Source organism: Burkholderia pseudomultivorans, from assembly GCF_001718415.1.
GTDB lineage: Bacteria > Pseudomonadota > Gammaproteobacteria > Burkholderiales > Burkholderiaceae > Burkholderia > Burkholderia pseudomultivorans_A.
Genome location: NZ_CP013377.1, coordinates 2269865 through 2287959, shown reverse-complemented (window position 1 = coordinate 2287959; position 18095 = coordinate 2269865). Strand labels below are relative to the sequence as shown.

The window sequence follows — 18095 nt, the reverse complement described above, 5'->3', positions numbered from 1 at the left end:
TCGTCACGACACGCCATGTTCCGGAACATCCTGATCGTCTGCCACGCGAACGTCTGCCGCAGCCCGGCGGCGGAAATGCTGTTCAAGTCGCACGCCGCGTCGCGCGGCGGCCCGCGCGCGACGTTTCACTCGGCCGGCGTGTACGCGAACGACGGCGACGGCATCGACCCGGTGATGCGGCGGCTGCTCGCGGAGCGCGGCGTCGATGCGACGCCGCATCGTTCGCGGCCGCTGTCGCGCCGGATCGTGCGTGACGCCGACCTGATTCTCGTCAGCGAGCGCGGACAGATCGCGGCCGTCGAAGCGGTCGATCCGTTCGCGCGCGGCAAGGTCCACCTGCTCGGCAAGTGGGAAGACGCCGAAATCGCCGATCCGCATGGCGGCCCCGAGGCCGACTATCGCGAGAGCTACTCACTGATCGAACGTCTGGTTCAAGGATGGCTGCAAAAACTATGCTGAAACGCCCGATGCGCCCGCTGGCGCTTGCCGTCGCGATGACGACCTTCCTGTCGGCCTGCGCGAGCGCGCCCGGCAACTACCTCGACTCGTCGAACCTGAAGGACGAAGGCCGGCAGGGCCAGGCCGAGACCTATCCGGTTCATTACATCGACGCCAAGCTGGTGATGGACCAGCTGCAGAAGCAGCAGGTCGAGCACCCGCTGCCGCCGGGCCGCTATACGGATCCGTCGCAGTACGTGTACCGCGTCGGCCCGCAGGACATCCTCGGCGTCACGGTGTGGGACCACCCGGAACTGACGACGCCGCAGGGCCAGTCGTTCTCGAGCGGCGGCAACACGACGCAGTCGGTCGCGGGCGCGCTGCAGCAGCCGTATACGACCGCGCTGCCGGGCCAGGCCGATCCGTACGGGCAGACGGTGGGCGCCGACGGCACGATCTTCTTCCCGTTCGTCGGCCGCGTGCACGTCGCGGGCAAGACGGTCGCGCAGATTCGCGACGAAATGGCGTCGAAGCTGGCGCGCTACGTGAAGAACCCGCAGCTCGACGTGCGCGTGCTGTCGTTCCGCAGCCAGAAGGTGCAGGTGACGGGCGAAGTGAAGCAGCCGGGCCCGCTCGCGGTGAGCGACGTGCCGCTGACGCTCGTCGACGCGATCTCGCGCTCCGGCGGCTCGACCGCCGAGGCCGACCTGCAGCGCGTGCGCCTGACGCGTGACGGCAAGCTCTACACGCTCGACGCGAACGGCGTGCTCGACCGCGGCGAAGTGAAGCAGAACGTGATGCTGCAGCCGGGCGACATCGTCAACGTGCCGGACCGCAGCGACAGCCGCGTGTTCATCATGGGCGAGGTCAAGACGCCGGTCACGGTGCCGATGCTCAAGGGCCGGCTGACGATCGCCGATGCGCTGACCGCCGGCGGCGGCATCCTCGACACCGACGCGAACCCGCGCAAGATCTACGTGATGCGCGGGATGCGCGACAACCCGACGAAGCCCGAAGTGTTCCGCCTCGACATGACGCAGCCCGATGCGTTGATGCTGTCGAGCCGCTTCCCGCTTCAGCCGCTCGACGTCGTGTACGTGAGCACGGCCAGCTCGGTGCAGTTCAACCGTGTGCTGCAGCAGGTGCTGCCGACGATCCAGACGATCTTCTACATGCGGCAGATCACGCGCTGACGCCGCGCAGGACGGCCATCCGCCGGGGCATCGTCGCCCCGGCACCACTCAAGCGGGAACGAATGGTGAACACGCAAGCGAAACACTCCTACGCGGATCTGACCGCGAAAACCGAGGAAGAGGACGTCGTCCTCGGCCAGCTGCTCCAGGTGATCATGGACGACATCTGGCTGCTGCTCGGCATCGCGGTCACGGTCGTCGCGCTCGCCGGCCTCTACTGCTACGTCGCGAAGCCGGTGTACCAGGCCGACGTGCACGTGCGGGTCGAGGGCAACGACAACACGTCGCAGGCGCTCACGCAGACGCAGACGGGCGCGATGATCAACAGCGGCCCGCAGCAGGCGCCGACCGATTCCGAAATCGAGATCATCAAGAGCCGCGGCGTGGTCGCGCCGGTCGTCGAGCAGTTCAAGCTGAACTTCTCGGTCGTGCCGAAGACGATGCCGCTGCTCGGCAGTCTCGCCGCGCGGCTGGCGACGCCGGGCGAGCCGGCGCGGCCGTGGCTCGGCCTGAAGTCGTATGCGTGGGGCGGCGAAATCGCCGACATCGACTCGGTCAGCGTCGTGCCCGCGCTCGAGGGCAAGAAGCTGACGCTGACGGCGGGCCCGAACGGCAGCTATTCGCTGGTCGACGAGAACGGCGCGCGGCTGCTGAGCGGCCACACCGGCGAGCAGGCGCAGGGCGGCGGCGTGACGCTGCTCGTGTCGAAGCTCGTCGCGCGCCCCGGCACGCAGTTCACGGTGGTCCGCTACAACGATCTCGATGCGATCACCGGTTTCCAGGCGGGCATCACGGTGACCGAGCAGGGCAAGCAGACGGGCGTCGTGCAGATCTCGCTGGAAGGCAAGGATCCCGAACAGACGGCCGCGATCGCCAATGCGCTCGCGCAGTCGTACCTGAACCAGCACGTCGTGGCGAAGCAGGCCGAGGCGACCAAGATGCTGGCCTTCCTGAAGGGCGAGGAGCCGCGCCTGAAGGCCGACCTCGAACGCGCGGAAGCGGCGCTGACGCAGTACCAGCGCACGTCCGGCTCGATCAACGCGAGCGACGAGGCGAAGGTCTACCTCGAGGGCAGCGTGCAGTACGAGCAGCAGATCGCCGCGCAGCGCCTGCAGCTCGCGTCGCTCGCGCAGCGCTTCACCGATTCGCATCCGCTCGTGATCGCCGCGAAGCAGCAGCTCGCCGAACTGGAAGGCGAGAAGCAGAAGTACAGCGACCGCTTCCGCAGCCTGCCGGCGACCGAAGTGAAGGCCGTGCAGCTGCAGCGCGACGCGAAGGTCGCCGAGGACATCTACGTGCTGCTGCTGAACCGCGTGCAGGAACTGTCGGTGCAGAAGGCCGGCACGGGCGGCAACATCCACCTGGTCGACTCGGCGCTGCGTCCGGGCGCGCCGGTCAAGCCGAAGAAGGTGCTGATCCTGTCGGCCGCGGTGTTCCTCGGGCTGATCCTCGGCACGGGCGTCGTGTTCCTGCGCCGCAACCTGTTCCAGGGCATCGAGGATCCCGATCGCGTCGAGCGCACCTTCAACCTGCCGCTGTACGGGCTGGTGCCGCAAAGCGCCGAGCAGGTGAAGCTCGACGCGGCGGCCGAGAAGGGCGGCGGCCGCACGCGGCCGATCCTCGCGAGCCTGCGCCCGAAGGATCTCAGCGTCGAAAGCCTGCGCAGCCTGCGCACCGCGATGCAGTTCGCGATGATGGACGCGAAGAACCGCGTGATCGTGCTGACCGGTCCGACGCCCGGCATCGGCAAGAGCTTCCTGACGGTCAACCTCGCGGTGCTGCTCGCGCATTCGGGCAAGCGCGTGCTGCTGATCGACGCCGACATGCGCCGCGGCATGCTCGACCGCTACTTCGGGCTGACCGTGCAGCCGGGCCTGTCCGAACTGCTGAGCGACCAGTCGCCGCTCGAGGACGCGGTCCGCGAGACGCCGGTGCAGGGCCTGTCGTTCATCTCGGCCGGCACGCGCCCGCCGAACCCGTCGGAGCTGCTGATGTCGAGCCGCCTGCCGCAGTACCTCGAAGGCCTCGGCAAGCGCTACGACGTGGTGCTGATCGATTCGCCGCCGGTGCTGGCGGTGACCGACGCGACGATCATCGGCCGCATGGCCGGCGCGACGTTCCTGGTGCTGCGCGCGGGCATGCATACCGAAGGCGAGATCGCCGACGCGATCAAGCGGCTGCGCACCGCGGGCGTCGATCTCGAAGGCGGGATCTTCAACGGCGTGCCGCCGAAGACGCGCGGCTACGGTCGCGGCTATGCGGCCGTGCACGAATACCTGAGCGCGTGATCGCCGTGGACGAAACCGGGCCGGCGCGGCTGAGCCGGCTCCGTCGAATGGAGAACCCAACATGAAAATTTCCGTGCTCGTTCCGACCTACCGGCGCCCGGCCGACCTCGCGCGCTGCCTGCTGGCGCTGCAGCGCCAGCAGCGGCTGCCCGACGAGGTGATCGTCGTCGCGCGCCCGGAGGACGACGCCACGCACGAACGCCTCGCCGATCCGTCGGTGGGTGGCGCGCTGCCGCTGCGCGTCGTGCCGGTCGACGTGCCGGGGCAGGTCGCCGCGCTGAACAAGGGGCTCGACTCGGCGAGCGGCGACATCGTCGCGATTACCGACGACGATGCGGCGCCGCGCGCCGACTGGCTCGCGCGCATCGAGGCCGGCTTCGCCGCCGATCCGCGCGTCGGCGCGATCGGCGGGCGCGACTGGGTCCACGAGAAAGGTCGCGTGCTGGACGAGTCGCGCGAGCGCGTCGGCCAGCTCACGCTGTCCGGCAAGATCGTCGGCAATCACCACCTCGGGGTCGGCGGCCTGCGCGAAGTCGACATGCTGAAAGGCGCGAACATGAGCTACCGCCGCACCGCGATCGAGCGGCTGCGCTTCGACACGCGGCTGCGCGGCGCCGGCGCGCAGGTGCACAACGACATGGCGTTCAGCATGCGCGTGCAGCGCGACGGCTGGAAGCTCGTGTACGACCCGGCGATCGCCGTCGACCATTTCCCGGCCGAGCGCTTCGACGACGACCGGCGCGATGCCGCGTCGCTGAATGCGATCAGCAACGGCGCGTTCAACCTGCACCTGATCCTGCGCGAGCATCTGCCGCCGGTGCGGCGCGAAATCGCGTGGTGGTGGTGGACACTGGTCGGCACGCGCGTCTATCCGGGCCTCGCGCACCTGCTGCTGTCGCTGCACACGGCGCGGCGCGACCGCGTGCGCGAGCACTGGCGCGCGGTGCGCCGCGGCGCACGCGACGCGCGCCGCGCGAACCTGGCCCCCACCCGTGCGGCGATGCCGCCGGTGACGTCTTGAACGGGCTGCGCGCAGCGCGCGCGGCCGCCTCCGGAGGGCTTGCATGACCACGACGAAAGTTCACGTCCACCTGTTTTACGGCGCCGATCCGCGTTCCTACCGGAAAGGCGAGAACATCGGCTGCCTGTACGGCTATCACCACGCCGAATCCGACGAGTTCCGACTGACCTATTCGCAGGACCGGCGCGAGAACCGCGTCGCGAGCGTCGCGCGCCGCGCGCTGAAGGCCGCGCTCGGCTTCGACGTCGTGCACGCGTGGCGCAACCGCGCCGCGCTGCTGAATACCGACGTGATCTGGACGCATACAGAGCAGGAGCACCTGGCCGCGGCGCTGGTCCTGAAGCTCGCCGGCGCGCAGGGCAAGCGGCCGCTGCTGCTCGCGCAGAGCGTCTGGCTGTTCGACAAGTGGGGCAGCTTCGGCGGTCCGCGCCGCTGGCTGTACCGCAAGCTGCTCGCGCGCGCCGACGTGCTGACCACGCTCGCGCGCGACAACGCCGAGCTGTGCCGCCGCTACCTCGGCCGCGATGCCGAGTTCGTCTACTACGGGCTGAACACGCAGGACTTCCCGCCGGTCGAGCCGCAGGCGTGGCGCCCGAACCGGCCGCTCAGGATCGCGGCGATCGGCAACGATCGCGACCGCGACTGGCGCACCTTCCTCGCCGCGTTCGGCGGCGACGAGCGCTACGACGTGCGGCTCGCGACGCGCCGCCGCGTGCCGCGCGAATGGCATGCGCCGAACGTGAAGATCGGCTCCGCGTCCGGGCTGGCGAAGCAGCATGAGCTGTATGCGTGGGCCGACGTGATCGTCGTGCCGCTGCGGCCGAACTTCCACGCGTCGGGCATCACCGTGATGCTGGAGGCGGCGGCGGTCGGCAAGCCGATGATCGTGTCCGACGTCGGCGGGCTCAGCGACTATTTCCCGCACGACACGGCCGCCTATGTGCCGCCGTTCGACTCGCAGGCGCTGCGCCAGGCCGCGGACCGCTTCGTGGCCGATCCGGCCGCCGCGCTCGCCTGTGCGCGGGCCGCGGCCGCGCGCCTGCGCGAACGCGACCTGACCACGCAGGCGTTTGCCGAGCAGCACGTGCGGATCACGCGCGACCTGCTGCGGCGGCGCCATACGCCCGCGCCGGCCGGCCTCGCGATGCCGCTCGCGGATTCCCGTCCTTCGTCGCAGTGAGTGTCGGAACGATGAGCACGATTGCCGCCGACCGCGCGCCGTCGCGTTCCCGCCGCTGGTTTGCCGAGCCGAAGCACTGGGCCGGGCAGGCCGGGCTGTGGGGCGTCACGGCCGCGCTGATTGCCGTGCACCAGGGCAAGGTGCTGACGCTCGCGTTCCCGGTGCTCGCGATCGCGGTCGGCCTCTGGCTGTATTTCAAGAGCCCGGCGCGCTATGTCGGCTTCATGTGGTGGGTGTGGTTCCTGAGCCCCGAGGTGCGGCGTCTCGCCGACTGGTCGAAGGGCGCGTTCACGCCGACCAGCCTGATCCAGGTCGCGCCGCTCGCGGTGACGATGATCGCCGGCCTCGGGCTGCTGCGGCATTACCGCGTGCTCGCGCAGCGGCGGGGGATTCCGATCCTGCTGATCCTGTTCGGGCTGACCTACGCGTATCTCGTCGGCATCGTGTCGAGCGGCGTGATGGCCGCGACCTACGACCTGGCGAACTGGCTGTATCCGGTGCTGATCGGCTTTCACATCATGGTCAACGCGCGCGACTACCCCGAGTATCGCGACGTGCTGCTGTCCACCTTCATGTGGGGCATGCTGGTGATGGGCCTGTACGGGATCGTGCAGTACTTCGTGATGCCGCAGTGGGACGTGCTGTGGATGATCGGCTCCGACATGGGTTCGCAGGGCGAGCCGGTGCCGTACGGCGTGCGCGTGTTCAGCACGATGAATTCGTCCGGGCCGTTCGCGTTTGCGATCATGGGCGCGCTGGTATTCGTGTTCGCGGCGCCGCAGCGCGTGCGCTGGTTCGCGGGCGCGGCCGGCTTCGTGTCGTTCGCGCTGTGCCTGGTGCGCTCGACGTGGGGCGGCTGGGTGATCGCGCTCGCGATCCAGCTCGTGCAGTCGAGCAACCGCGTGCGGATGCGGATCCTCATCAGCGGGGTCGTGCTGGTCGGGCTGTGCGTGCCGCTGCTGACCGTCGGCCCGGTCGCCGACCGGCTGGGCCAGCGCCTGCAGTCGATCACGAACCTGAAGGACGACCGGAGCTACGACGACCGCAACAAGTTCTACGCCACGTTCGCGCAGACGGCGTTTACCGACGTCGCCGGCGAAGGGATGGGCGCGACCGGCGCGTCGACCAAGCTGTCGAGCGACAGCGGCGAGCTCGGCAAGTACGGCAGCTTCGACAGCGGCGTGATGAACGTGCCGTTCGTGCTCGGCTGGCCCGGCACGCTGCTGTATCTCGCCGGCGTCGCGATGCTGCTCGGCCGCACGCTGCGCGCGGCGTTCAAGCTGCGCAAGGACAAGTTCGTCGGCGCGTGCCTGAGCCTGTGCCTGTCGGTGTTCGCGATGCTCGTGTTCACCAACTCGCTGATCGGCACGGGCGGCCTGCTGCTGTTCACGGCCATTTTTTCGATACTTTCCGCGGCGCACTGGCAGAAGGCGCAACGCCTGCTGGTCGCCGCGCGCTTACGGGGAGGCGACCATTGAGAATCGCGATCGTCACGCACACCGTGCGTCATAACGACGGGCAGGGCCGCGTCAATTACGAAATCGCGCGCGCGGCGCTGGCCGAGAACTACCGGGTCACGCTCGTCGCGTCGCATGTCGCGCCCGAGCTGCTGGCCGATTCGCGCGTGCGCTGGGTGCCGGTGAAGGTCGGCGGCTTCTGGCCGTCGAACCTCGTCAAGCAGCAGGTGTTCGCGCTGAAGAGCGCCGCATGGCTGCGCGCGCACCGCGCCGAATACGACGTGCTGCACGTCAACGGCTTCATCTCGTGGATCAAGGCCGACGTGAACACCGCGCACTTCGTGCACGGCGGCTGGTTCAAGAGTCCGTACTATCCGTTCGGGCTCACCAAGGGGCTGTGGTCCGCGTACCAGTACGTGTATACGCGCGTGAACACCACGCTCGAACGCTGGGCGTACCGGCGCTCGCGCGCGATCACCGCGGTGTCGCAGAAGGTGGCCGACGAGATCGCCGGGCTCGGCATCGACAGCCGCAAGATCAGCGTGATCTACAACGGCGTGGACGGCAGCGCGTTCGCGGGCGCGCAGGCCGATCGCGCGGCCTTCAAGCTGCCGGACGACGCGTTCCTGCTGCTGTTCGTCGGCGACCTGCGCACGCCGCGCAAGAACCTCGGCACCGTGCTGAAGGCGCTGACCAAGCTGCCGGCGAACGTCCATCTCGCGGTGGCCGGCTATCTGCCCGGCAGCCCGTACCCGGATGAGGCGCGCGCGCTCGGGCTCGATGCGCGCGTGCACTTCCTCGGGCTCGTGAAAAACATGCCGACGCTGATGCGCTCGGTCGATGCATATGTCTTTCCGTCGCGCTACGAAGCGATGAGCCTGTCGCTGCTGGAGGCGATGGCGGCCGGGCTGCCGGTCGTCACCGCGCGCACGGCGGGCGGCGCGGAGATCATCACGCGCGACTGCGGGATCGTGCTGGAGGATCCGGACGATCCGGCCGCGCTCGCGCAGGCGATCGGCTCGCTCGCCGCGTCGCGCGACACCTGTCGCGCGATGGGCGACGCGGCCCGCGAATTGATGACCCGTTTCGGCTGGGCGCACATGGGCGCCCAGTACGTCGCGCTTTACCGGCGCATCGGCCAACCCTCGCAGCCGGGCGCGTTCGAACGCGTCGAGCATGCGGTCACGCAGGAGCAATCGTGATGTCCCAATCTTCCCGGCCGATCAAATCGTTGCAGATCGGCATGCACTGGTTCCCCGAACGCGCGGGCGGCCTCGACCGGATGTATTACTCGCTCGTCGGCGCGCTGCCCGGCGCGGGCGTCGAGGTGCGCGGCCTCGTCGCCGGCTCGCCGAAGGTCGCCGACGACACCGGCGGCGCGATCCAGGGCTTCGGGCCCGCCTCGCAGCCGCTTGCGCGGCGGATGCTGGCGGCGCGGCGCGCGCTGCGCGATGAAATCCGCGCCGCGCGGCCCGACGTGATCTCGTCGCACTTCGCGCTGTACACGTTCCCGGGCCTCGACGTGACGCGCGGGATTCCGCAGGTGTCGCATTTCCAGGGGCCGTGGGCCGACGAGAGCCAGGTCGAGGGCGCCGCGTCGCTCGGCCAGCGCGCGAAGCGCTATCTCGAACAGGCCGTGTACACGCGCTCGTCGCGGCTGATCGTGCTGTCGCAGGCATTCGGCCAGATCCTGACGAACCGCTACGGGATCGATCCGTCGCGCGTGCGCGTGATCCCGGGCTGCGTCGACACCGCGCAGTTCGACACGCCGCTCACGCCCGGCGAGGCGCGACACAGGCTGCAACTGCCGCAGGACCGGCCGATCGTGCTGGCCGTGCGCCGGCTCGTGCGCCGCATGGGGCTCGAGGATCTGATCGATGCGATCGGGATCGTCAAGCGCCGTCATCCGGACGTGCTGCTGCTGATCGCCGGCAAGGGCAAGATCGCCGAGGAGCTGCAGCAGCGCATCGACGCGGCCGGCCTGCAGGACAACGTGAAGCTGCTCGGCTTCGTGCCCGATCAGCATCTCGCGGCGCTGTATCGCGCGGCGACGGTCAGCGTCGTGCCGACGGTCGCGCTCGAAGGCTTCGGGTTGATCACCGTCGAATCGCTTGCGTCGGGCACGCCGGTGCTGGTCACGCCGGTCGGCGGCCTGCCCGAGGCGGTGGCCGGCTTGTCGAGCGATCTGGTGCTGCCGTCCACCGGCGCGGACGCGATCGCGGAAGGGCTCGGCGCGGCGCTGTCGGGCGCGATCGCGCTGCCCGGCGAGGACGCGTGCAAGCGCTATGCGCGCGAGCATTTCGACAACGCGGTGATCGCGCGGCGCGTGGCCGGCGTGTACGAGGAGGCGATCCGCGCGGCCGGCTGAGCGGTCGACGTGTCGCATGATGCGCGGGCCGGCCCGACGGTATCGGGCCGGCCTGCGCTGCGCATGTGTGGACGCGCCACGTCGCGGGCAGGCGGGCGCGGCTATGCGCGCATGACGAGCGTAGCCCGCAAACCCGCGGCTCCGAAGCGCCCGCCGTATTACGTGCGCTTGAGCGTCGCGGCCCACACGCCGAGCGCGGCCACGCTCACCGCTGCACCGAGCACGCAGACGCCGGTCCATCCGGCATGCGCATAGGTGAGCGTCGATGCGATCGCGCCGAGCCCGCTGCCGGCCGAATAGAACAGCATGTAGCAGCCGACGAGGCGCGCGTGCGCATCGGCGCGCGCGCCGAGGATCATGCTCTGGTTGACGACGTGGACGGCCTGCCCGCCGACGTCGAGCAGCACGATGCCGACCACCAGCAGCGGAATCGACGTCGGCGCGAACGCGATCGGCAGCCACGAACACGCGAGCAGCGCGAGCGCCGCGCCGGTCGTCGTTTCGCCGAGCCCGCGATCCGCCAGGCGGCCCGCGCGCGCGGCGGCCGCGGCGCCCAGCGCGCCGACCAGGCCGAACGCGCCGATTTGCGTGTGCGACATCGCATGCGGCGGCGCGCTCAACGGCAGCACGAGCGCACTCCAGAAAATGCCGAACGCGGCGAACATCAGCAGCGCGATCGCGCCGCGCACGCGCAGCGTGCGTTCGTCGCGCAGCAGCGCCACCATCGAGCGCAGCAGCGCCGCGTAGCCGATGCGCTCGCGCGGTGCGTCGCGATCGGGCAGCAGGCGCGACAGCGCGACCAGCATCGCGATCGCGAGCGCGCCCGACACCAGATAGACCGCGCGCCAGCCGGCCAGATCGGTCACGACGCCGGCCAGCGAGCGCGCGGTCAGCAGGCCGATCACGACGCCGCCCTGCGCGGCGCCGACCACGCGTCCGCGCTCGCCGGCGCCCGCGAGCGCGGCCGAGCACGCGATCAGCCCTTGCGTCATCGCGGTGCCGAGCAGCCCGAGCGCGACCATTCCCGCCAGCAGCGCAATGCGCGTCGTCGATGCGGCGACGCCGATGCACGCTGCCGTCAGCAGCACCAGCTGGACCGAAATCAGCCGCTTGCGGTTCAGCAGGTCGCCGAGCGGCACGACGAACAGCAGCGCGAGCGCGCAGCCGAGCTGCGTGGCCGTGATCACGCCGCCGATCGCCGCGTCCGATACGCCGAAGTCGCGCGCGATCGAATCGAGCAGCGGCTGCGCGTAGTAGACGTTCGCAACGCTCGCCGCACAGCAGACCGCCAGCAGCGCGACGCGCGCGCCGGAGAGGCGATTGTTCTCGACGCCGCACGCCGCGTTCGCCGGGACGGCGCCCGACCGACAGGAAGAATCCATCTTGAGCCTCGCGCAAACTAGTTGCAAATTGAAAGTAGTTTGAGTGTAGGAAAAGTAGTTTTAAAATGCAACGTGTTGTGTGCGGGCGCGGGGCCTGCGCACCGACGGCCGGCATCGCCGCGCGGGCGGCCGGCACGACAGCGGAGAGCATCATGGCCAGGCAGAAAAGTCTTGCGGATTCGCCGTGCCCGGTGGCGCGGGCGACCGACATCGTCGGCGACCGCTGGGCGTTGCTGATCGTGCGCGACGCGTTCGACGGCGTGCGGCGCTTCGGCGATTTCCGCGCGAGCCTCGGCGTCGCGAGCAATATCCTGTCCGACCGGCTCAGGATGCTGGTCGACGCCGGCGTGTTCGAGATCGTGCCGGCATCGGACGGCACCGCGTATCAGGAGTACGCGCTGACGAAAAAGGGCGAAGGGTTGTTCCCGGTGATCGTGATGCTGCGGCAATGGGGCGAGGCGAACCTGTTCGAGCGCGGCGAGCCGCATTCGGTGCTGATCGATCGCAATACCGGCCGCGCGCTGCGCAAGCTATCGCTCCGGCACGACGACGGCCGGCCCGTGAAGGCGGCGGAGACGCTGGTGCGAAAGGTCGGATAGACTGGCGCGGTCATCGTTGAACGGGGCTGCGTTCCCATGTCCAATCCGCTGCAAAGCGCCGGCTATCGACGCCTGCTCGAGCTGCAACGCCGCATCTACGACTACTGCGAAAGCGAGAACGCGGACGACGGCCGCGATCATGCCGATCCCGCCGAGCCGCTGTGGTCGACCGATTTCAACTACGTCACCGTCGCGCCGATGCGGGCCGGCCTGCATGTGCGCTACTTCGGCGAAACGTCGGGCGAGCCGTTCGACTGGACGCTGGCCTGCCTCGCGGAGCCGGCCGTCGCGGATGTCGTGACCGACCTTGCATTCAGCGGCCGAGATAGCGGCGCGAACGGCACGCGCGAATGGGATTTCGGTCCGCTGCTCGACTCGGACGCGCGGTTCCCGCTGCTGCGTACGCTGTACGTCAGGCCGACCGAACCGGCCGATCACCATATCTCGATGGTGGTCGGCGCGGCGCGATCATGCGCGAGGGCGGCGAGATTGCGCGCTTCGTCGCGAAGGCGCCGTTTCTGTCGGAGCTGACCGTGCCGAATGCGCCCGACGCGCGCTTCTTCGACGTGCCGCTCGCGCATCTGGAAAGGCTGCGCATCGGCGGCGGACACGATACGCAGCAGTTCATCGAGCGTCTTGCCGCTAGCGAAAACCTGCCGTCGCTCGCATGGCTCGACTTCTCCGAATCGACGGAACTGCATTCGACATGGAAGCGTCAGCGCGATCCGGCCAGCGTGACGTCGTTCGACGCGTATGCGCGTCTGCTGCGGAGCGACGCAGGGCAGCGGCTTCATACGCTGTGCCTGAGAAACACCTGCCTCGAGCTCGCCGAACTCGAAGCGCTGCAGGCGCTCCATCCGAAACTCCAGTTCATGGTGATCCAGGCGACCGGCGGCGGGTACGTCAGCCACTTCCGGAGCAACGTGTTCCCGTGGCGTCATCTGATCCAGCGGGACCCGGGAGAAGACTGAGCGACGGCGGTCAGTCGGCTGCCCGCACCGCGCGAGCGGCGGGCGATGCGCCGCGATGCGCGTCGGGTCGCACCAGCATGGCCAGCAGCGCGGCGGCGATCAGCAGCACGACCGACACGGCGGTTTCGATCCGCAGGCCGTTCACGACCTGCGCGCTCGCGGCGCCGCCGGCCAGCGCGCCGAACGCGGCGACGCCGATCGCGCCGCCGGCCTGTCGCGCGGTGTTCAGCACGGCCGACGCAATGCCGGCGCGCTCGGGCGCGACCGACGCGAGCACCGCCGTCGTCATCGCGGGCACCGCGAAGCCCATTCCCGACGGGATCAGCAGGAACGGCACGAGCAGGATTGGCAGCGGCGTCGCCGCCTCGACGAAATGCAGCGATCCGTAACCGAGTGCGGCGACGAGCGCGCCCGCGAGCATCGGCACGCGCGGGCCGTGACGCGCGATCGCGCGGCCGCTCGCGAGGTTCGACAGCAGGAAGCCGCCGGTCAGCGGCAGGAACGCGAGGCCGGCCTGCCACGCCGATTCGCCGCGCACACGCTGCAGATACAGCGCCAGCACGAACACCGTGCCGTAGTACGTGAGGTTCACGCAGATCCCGAACAGCACGGCCGCGCTGAACGTGCGGCGGCGAAACAGCGACAGCGGCAGCATCGGCGTCGCGGTGCGCGACTCGACCGCGACGAACGCGAACGCGGCCAGCGCCGCCAGCGCGAAGCCGCCGGCGACGACCGGATGCGTGAAGCCGAGCGGCCGCCACTCGATCACGGCGGCGGTCAGCGCGGTCAGCATCGCGATCGCGACGAGCTGGCCGCGCAGGTCGAGTGCGCGCGCGGCCGGCCGCGTCGCCGACGCGTCGTCGCGGCGCGCGGGCACCCAGGCGAGCGTGGCCGCGAGTCCCGCCGCGCACAGCGGCAGATTGACGAGGAAGATGCCGCGCCAGCCCGACGCCGCGATCAGCAGGCCGCCGACCACCGGGCCGGCCGCGATCGAGATCGAGCCTGCGGCCGTCCACGCGCTCACCGCCCGCGCGCGCAGGCGCGGGTCGTGCCGGCAGGCGTCGTTGAGCAGCACAAGCGAGTTGGGCAGCATCGCCGCCGCGCCGACGCCTTGCAGCGCGCGGGCCGCGATCAGCATCGCGGGTGCGGTGGCGGCGCCGCAGGCAAGCGACGCGAGCGCGAACAGCGCGAGGCCCGCGACATACAGGCGGCGCGCGCCGAAGCGATCGCCGAGCGCGCCGCCCGACAGCATCAGCACCGCGAACGCGAGCGTGTACGCGTCGACGACCCATTGCAGGCCGGCGACCGTCAGGCGCAGGTCCGCGGCCAGATGCGCGAGCGCGATGTTGACGATCGTCACGTCGAGCTGCGTGACGACGAAGCCGACGCTGACGGTCGCGACGATGCGCGCAAGCGCGCGCGGGAAGTGCGGGGCGGGCGGTGGTGTCGTATCCATGTGCCCATCCTAGGCCGCGTGCCGACGCGATGTTTCAGCGGGGCGTGAAGCGTCGATACGGTGCTGGACGGGCGGGGCCCGTGTGCGCAGTGAAGCGGCATTGCATGCGGCCGGGGTGCGCGGCGATTAACATGGCGGGGCGACCGATCGAATGCGATCGCGTACCCATCCCCCCAGGCCCCGCACGAATGAAACCACCGAACCTCACGACGCGAGCGTCGCAGATCGACGACTACATCGACATTGCCCGATTGCTGCGCCAGCTTGGATACGATTCGACGTCCGGGATGATCCGCGAAAAGCTGCAGGCGTTGCTGCCCAGTCAGGCCGACCGGATTCTGGTCGCGACGATAGACCGGGAGATCGTCGGCTGCATCAGCCTGCATGCGCTTCCGCTATTCCACATGGCAGGCAGCCTCGGGCGCATCACCAGCATGGTCGTCGACGCGCGCTGCCGCGGGCAGGGCATCGGCAGTGCGCTGATCGCCGCGGCCGAGCACTGGTTCGAACAGGCAGGATGCGTGAAGCTGGAATTGACGAGCGGCGACCACCGCCCGGATGCGCACCGTTTTTACGCGCGGCATGGTTTCGTGCGAAACGGGCAACGGCTCGCGAAAACGATGGGGTCGTGATCGGCCCGGGGGCTCGTAGATGCAATGGTAACGACGCAGCGCGCCGCGCCTTCAATGCCGGTCGCCGCGCCAGCGTCCCGGCGCAATGCCGAACCGCTTCGTGAACGCATGCGTGAACGCGCTCTGGTCCGCGAAGCCGACGCTGCCCGCGATGTCGATCAGCGAATGCCGGCCCTCGGCGAGCAGCACCGCCGCCGCGTCGAGCCGCAGCCGCTGCAGGTAGCGATGCGGCGTTTCGCCGAACGCGTCGACGAACAGCTGATGAAACCGCCGCATCCCGTAGCCGCAATGCGCGGCGAGATCGGCGATGCGCAGCGGCTCCGCGAGCCGCGCGCGCAGCCAGCGGTCGATGCGCGCGAAATCGAGGCCTGCGGCCGGCACTTCGATCCCGCTTTCGTCGAGCAGAGCGCCGCACAGCCGGGCGGCCGCCTGCCACTGGAAACGTCGCGCGGCCGCGCGCTGCGTATCGCCCGCCGGCATCCCGTCGAATTGCGCGGCGCCCACGGCCAGCTGCGCGACCAGCGAGGTCAGCGCCGGTTCGATCGACACGGCGCGTGCGCGCTCGAACAGCTGCCGCGGCACCGCGAGCGACGCGGCCGGGAGATCGAGCACGAGCTGGCGGTTGTCGCCGAGGCCCGCGTAATCGTGGCGCGCGCCGGCCGGAATCAGCCAGGCCGCGTGCCGGTCGATGCGCTGGCCGACGCCGTCCACCGCCATCACCATCGTGCCGTCGACGCCGAGCACGATCTGGTGGAAGTCGTGCACGTCCGACGCTTCGAGCACGTCGTAGCGGCGCAGTGCGACGGCGGGAGACGGGATGCGTTCCATCGGAGGGCGTCGGCCGGCGCGGGCGTCAGATGGCGAGCAGCTCGACCTCGAACACGAGCGTCGCGTTCGGCGGAATCACGCCGCCTGCGCCGCGCACGCCGTAGCCGAGTTGCGGCGGGATCGTCAGGCGACGCACGCCGCCGACCTTCATGCCCTGCACGCCTTCGTCCCAGCCCTTGATGACCATGCCGCCGCCGAGCACGAACGCGAACGGGTCGTTGCGGTCCTTGCTCGAATCGAATTTCTGACCGTCGGTCAGCCAGCCCGTGTAGTGGACGCTGACGGTCTGGCCCGCTTGCGCTTCCGCGCCGGTGCCTTCGGTCAGGTCCTCGTATTTGAGGCCCGATTCGGTCGTGATCACAGACATGACTTCTCCTGAGAGGGTTGGGTAAAACCGCTATTGTAGGCGAGCGCGCCGACGGCCGTCGCAGCTGGCCCGCGCCCGGTCGCGCGGCGCGCGAGGGCGGTGAAGTCGCGTGTCGTTCTCCTGCGAATGGAACGCCTGTTTGAATTGTTCGGCGACGATCGAAACCGCGTTGCGCGACGCGAATGCGCAACGCGTATGAATCGTGGCGGTCCGGGCCGTCGATCGCACGCCGCACGTCGCCTGCCGGATTCGGCGAAAGGCCCGCCGCACGGGGCCGGCACGCCGCCGGCGCGCCGCGTCGGCAGCCGCTGCCCGCGGCGCGCCCGCATGCACGCGCGTTCGAACTGGGACCGATTTCGGCGCCGTTCGAGCGCCGATTTTTCCGCCTTCCCGACCGTGCCTCGTTTGGAAGCGCGCATCTACCGCGCGGCTTGCGCGCGCAGGCGCTCGGCGCCTATCTTTACAGTTATCGATGTCAAGATTTTGGCGGGGCGCGATCGGCCATCGGCCTGCCGCGCCACCCCCGAAGCAAGGAGAACGACAAACATGAAGTCAGCCGCTCACGCTACCGCCGCCGAGGTGATGCCGGTGCGTCGCGACCTGCGCTTCGACCTGCCGGTCGAACGCGCGAAGGACTGGCATGGCCTCGGGTCGCACGTGACCCACTTCTTCAATGCGCTGTCGCTGCTGTTTCCGGCCGGCGAGCGCTTCTTCATGGATTCGGTGCGCAACTATCGCGACCGCATCGACGATCCGGTGCTGAAACGGCAGGTGCTCGGCTTCATCGGCCAGGAGGCGATGCACACGCGCGAGCACGTCGAATACAACGAACTGATGCAGGCGAACCGGCTGCCCGCGCGCAAGCTCGACCAGCGCGTATGGAAGGTGCTCGGCTTCATGAAGCGCGTGCTGCCGCATTCGGTGCAGCTCGCGCATACGGTGGCGGCCGAACACTACACCGCGATGCTCGCCGATTGGCTGCTGCGCGACCCGACGCGGCTCGCGGGTTCGGTCGAAGGCTATCGCCAGATGTGGATATGGCATGCGCTCGAGGAAACCGAGCACAAGGCCGTATCGTTCGACGTCTGGAATGCCGTGATGAAGCCGGGCCTGCGCCGCTACCTGATCCGCATCGGCGTGTACCTCGTCACCACGCTGACGTTCTGGCCGACCGTGTTCCTGATGCACGTGACGCTGCTGTGGCGCGACCGCGCGGCGCGGCACCGGCTGCGCGGGATGCTGCGCATGATCGCGTTCCTGTACGGGCCGCGCCGCGGGCTGTTCCCGCGCATCGCCGGAGAATGGCTCAGCTATTTCCGCCCCGGCTTCCATCCGTGGGACCACGACAATCGCCATCATCTCGCGCGCGTCGACGCGCTCGTCGCCGCCTACGGCGATCACGACGACGCACCGTCGGGGCGCGGCCGCGCGAACGCGCTGGCGCCGCTCGCATCGGGCCGCTGAATGCACGGCCATGCGGCCGCCGTGTGACGGCGGATCCGCCTGTTGCGTCCGCACATCGCCGCGGCTCGTCTGACGACTGACCGAAATCAGCCGGAACCGGTTGCGCATGCCGATGCGTGGACAACCGGCCGGCCCCGCGCGGCGCGCTCCGCCGCGCCGACGGTCCCGTCCTGCCACCCGCGCGGACGCCGCGCGCCAGCACCGGCGCGGCTTCCGGCGCCGGACGCTGTCCGGTTCGGGGGCGTGCCCGTCATGCCACCGGGATAACACCCATCTAGCCGCGCGTCGCCGGCATCGATATACCGTTCATGAAGGATCCCGTCGCCGTCCGCGATTATTGAGCGGGGGGATTTTATTCGGCGGGAAATGCGGCCAATATGTCGGTTCAATCGTCGTCCGTCTTATGCGGCGGCGAGCCGGCGCACGATACCAACGCCAAGCGGGGAACAAC

Annotated in this window: 17 protein-coding genes; 13 read left to right on the top strand and 4 right to left on the bottom strand. The window is 69.7% G+C overall.

Going from position 1 to position 18095, the window contains the following annotated elements; genetic code table 11:
* Nucleotides 1-15 precede the first annotated feature (15 nt).
* From WS57_RS09805 to WS57_RS09770, 8 genes are all read left to right on the top strand, one after another.
* Nucleotides 16-459, top strand: coding sequence for a low molecular weight protein-tyrosine-phosphatase (locus WS57_RS09805; RefSeq protein ID WP_009694027.1), 444 nt, complete (start codon nt 16-18; stop codon nt 457-459).
* A complete protein-coding gene (locus WS57_RS09800; RefSeq protein ID WP_040130258.1) occupies nt 453-1631 on the top strand; it encodes a polysaccharide biosynthesis/export family protein in 1179 nt (392 codons plus the stop codon). Before WS57_RS09805 ends, WS57_RS09800 begins: the two co-directional genes overlap by 7 nt.
* Before the next feature lie 62 nt (nt 1632-1693).
* Nucleotides 1694-3919 carry a polysaccharide biosynthesis tyrosine autokinase gene (locus WS57_RS09795; RefSeq protein ID WP_009694025.1) on the top strand — a complete coding sequence of 742 codons (2226 nt, stop codon included), beginning with the start codon at nt 1694-1696 and terminating at the stop codon, nt 3917-3919.
* 61 nt (nt 3920-3980) lie between these two features.
* The gene (locus WS57_RS09790; protein WP_040130257.1) at nt 3981-4940 is read left to right on the top strand and encodes a glycosyltransferase family 2 protein; all 960 of its coding nucleotides are present in this window, start codon (nt 3981-3983) and stop codon (nt 4938-4940) included.
* A 43-nt stretch (nt 4941-4983) separates the two neighbouring features.
* Complete coding sequence (locus WS57_RS09785; RefSeq protein WP_069244125.1) at nt 4984-6120, top strand: glycosyltransferase family 4 protein; 1137 nt, start codon at nt 4984-4986, stop codon at nt 6118-6120.
* A gap of 11 nt (nt 6121-6131) precedes the next feature.
* Nucleotides 6132-7598: a polymerase gene (locus WS57_RS09780; RefSeq protein WP_009688301.1), complete on the top strand. Its 1467-nt coding sequence runs from the start codon at nt 6132-6134 to the stop codon at nt 7596-7598.
* Nucleotides 7595-8779 carry a glycosyltransferase family 4 protein gene (locus WS57_RS09775; RefSeq protein ID WP_009688300.1) on the top strand — a complete coding sequence of 395 codons (1185 nt, stop codon included), beginning with the start codon at nt 7595-7597 and terminating at the stop codon, nt 8777-8779. Before WS57_RS09780 ends, WS57_RS09775 begins: the two co-directional genes overlap by 4 nt.
* On the top strand, nt 8779-9945 hold the full coding sequence (locus WS57_RS09770; RefSeq protein WP_009688299.1) for a glycosyltransferase family 4 protein: 1167 nt from the start codon (nt 8779-8781) through the stop codon (nt 9943-9945). The genes WS57_RS09775 and WS57_RS09770 overlap by 1 nt, the downstream gene beginning before the upstream one ends.
* A 158-nt stretch (nt 9946-10103) precedes the next feature.
* Here WS57_RS09770 and WS57_RS09765 read toward each other — a convergent pair whose 3' ends face one another.
* Nucleotides 10104-11327: an MFS transporter gene (locus WS57_RS09765; RefSeq protein ID WP_069244124.1), complete on the bottom strand. Its 1224-nt coding sequence runs from the start codon at nt 11325-11327 to the stop codon at nt 10104-10106.
* A gap of 152 nt (nt 11328-11479) precedes the next feature.
* Between WS57_RS09765 and WS57_RS09760 the strand changes: the two genes are divergently transcribed.
* Genes WS57_RS09760 through WS57_RS37850 form a run of 3 tightly spaced genes read left to right on the top strand, consistent with a single transcriptional unit; the run spans nt 11480 to nt 12897 of the window.
* Complete coding sequence (locus tag WS57_RS09760) at nt 11480-11926, top strand: winged helix-turn-helix transcriptional regulator (protein ID WP_009691117.1); 447 nt, start codon at nt 11480-11482, stop codon at nt 11924-11926.
* 36 nt (nt 11927-11962) lie between these two features.
* Nucleotides 11963-12457, top strand: coding sequence for a hypothetical protein (locus WS57_RS37855; protein WP_208610293.1), 495 nt, complete (start codon nt 11963-11965; stop codon nt 12455-12457).
* The gene (locus WS57_RS37850; protein WP_196787345.1) at nt 12397-12897 is read left to right on the top strand and encodes a hypothetical protein; all 501 of its coding nucleotides are present in this window, start codon (nt 12397-12399) and stop codon (nt 12895-12897) included. The genes WS57_RS37855 and WS57_RS37850 overlap by 61 nt, the downstream gene beginning before the upstream one ends.
* A gap of 10 nt (nt 12898-12907) precedes the next feature.
* On the opposite strand, the gene WS57_RS09750 is transcribed toward WS57_RS37850, so the two are convergent.
* Nucleotides 12908-14353: an MFS transporter gene (locus WS57_RS09750; protein WP_069244123.1), complete on the bottom strand. Its 1446-nt coding sequence runs from the start codon at nt 14351-14353 to the stop codon at nt 12908-12910.
* Between the two features lie 188 nt (nt 14354-14541).
* Here WS57_RS09750 and WS57_RS09745 point away from each other — a divergent pair, with 188 nt between their 5' ends.
* Nucleotides 14542-14985 (top strand): GNAT family N-acetyltransferase, encoded by a 444-nt coding sequence (locus tag WS57_RS09745; protein WP_009695297.1) that lies wholly within the window; start codon nt 14542-14544, stop codon nt 14983-14985.
* A gap of 51 nt (nt 14986-15036) precedes the next feature.
* Here the strand turns inward: WS57_RS09745 and WS57_RS09740 are convergent, their stop codons facing one another.
* Together WS57_RS09740 and WS57_RS09735 are read right to left on the bottom strand one after the other, a co-directional pair.
* Complete coding sequence (locus tag WS57_RS09740; protein ID WP_069244122.1) at nt 15037-15813, bottom strand: AraC family transcriptional regulator; 777 nt, start codon at nt 15811-15813, stop codon at nt 15037-15039.
* A gap of 25 nt (nt 15814-15838) precedes the next feature.
* Nucleotides 15839-16180: an FKBP-type peptidyl-prolyl cis-trans isomerase gene (locus WS57_RS09735; protein WP_069244121.1), complete on the bottom strand. Its 342-nt coding sequence runs from the start codon at nt 16178-16180 to the stop codon at nt 15839-15841.
* 546 nt (nt 16181-16726) lie between these two features.
* Here WS57_RS09735 and WS57_RS09730 point away from each other — a divergent pair.
* Nucleotides 16727-17644, top strand: coding sequence for a metal-dependent hydrolase (locus WS57_RS09730; RefSeq protein WP_009689107.1), 918 nt, complete (start codon nt 16727-16729; stop codon nt 17642-17644).
* Nucleotides 17645-18095 lie beyond the last annotated feature (451 nt).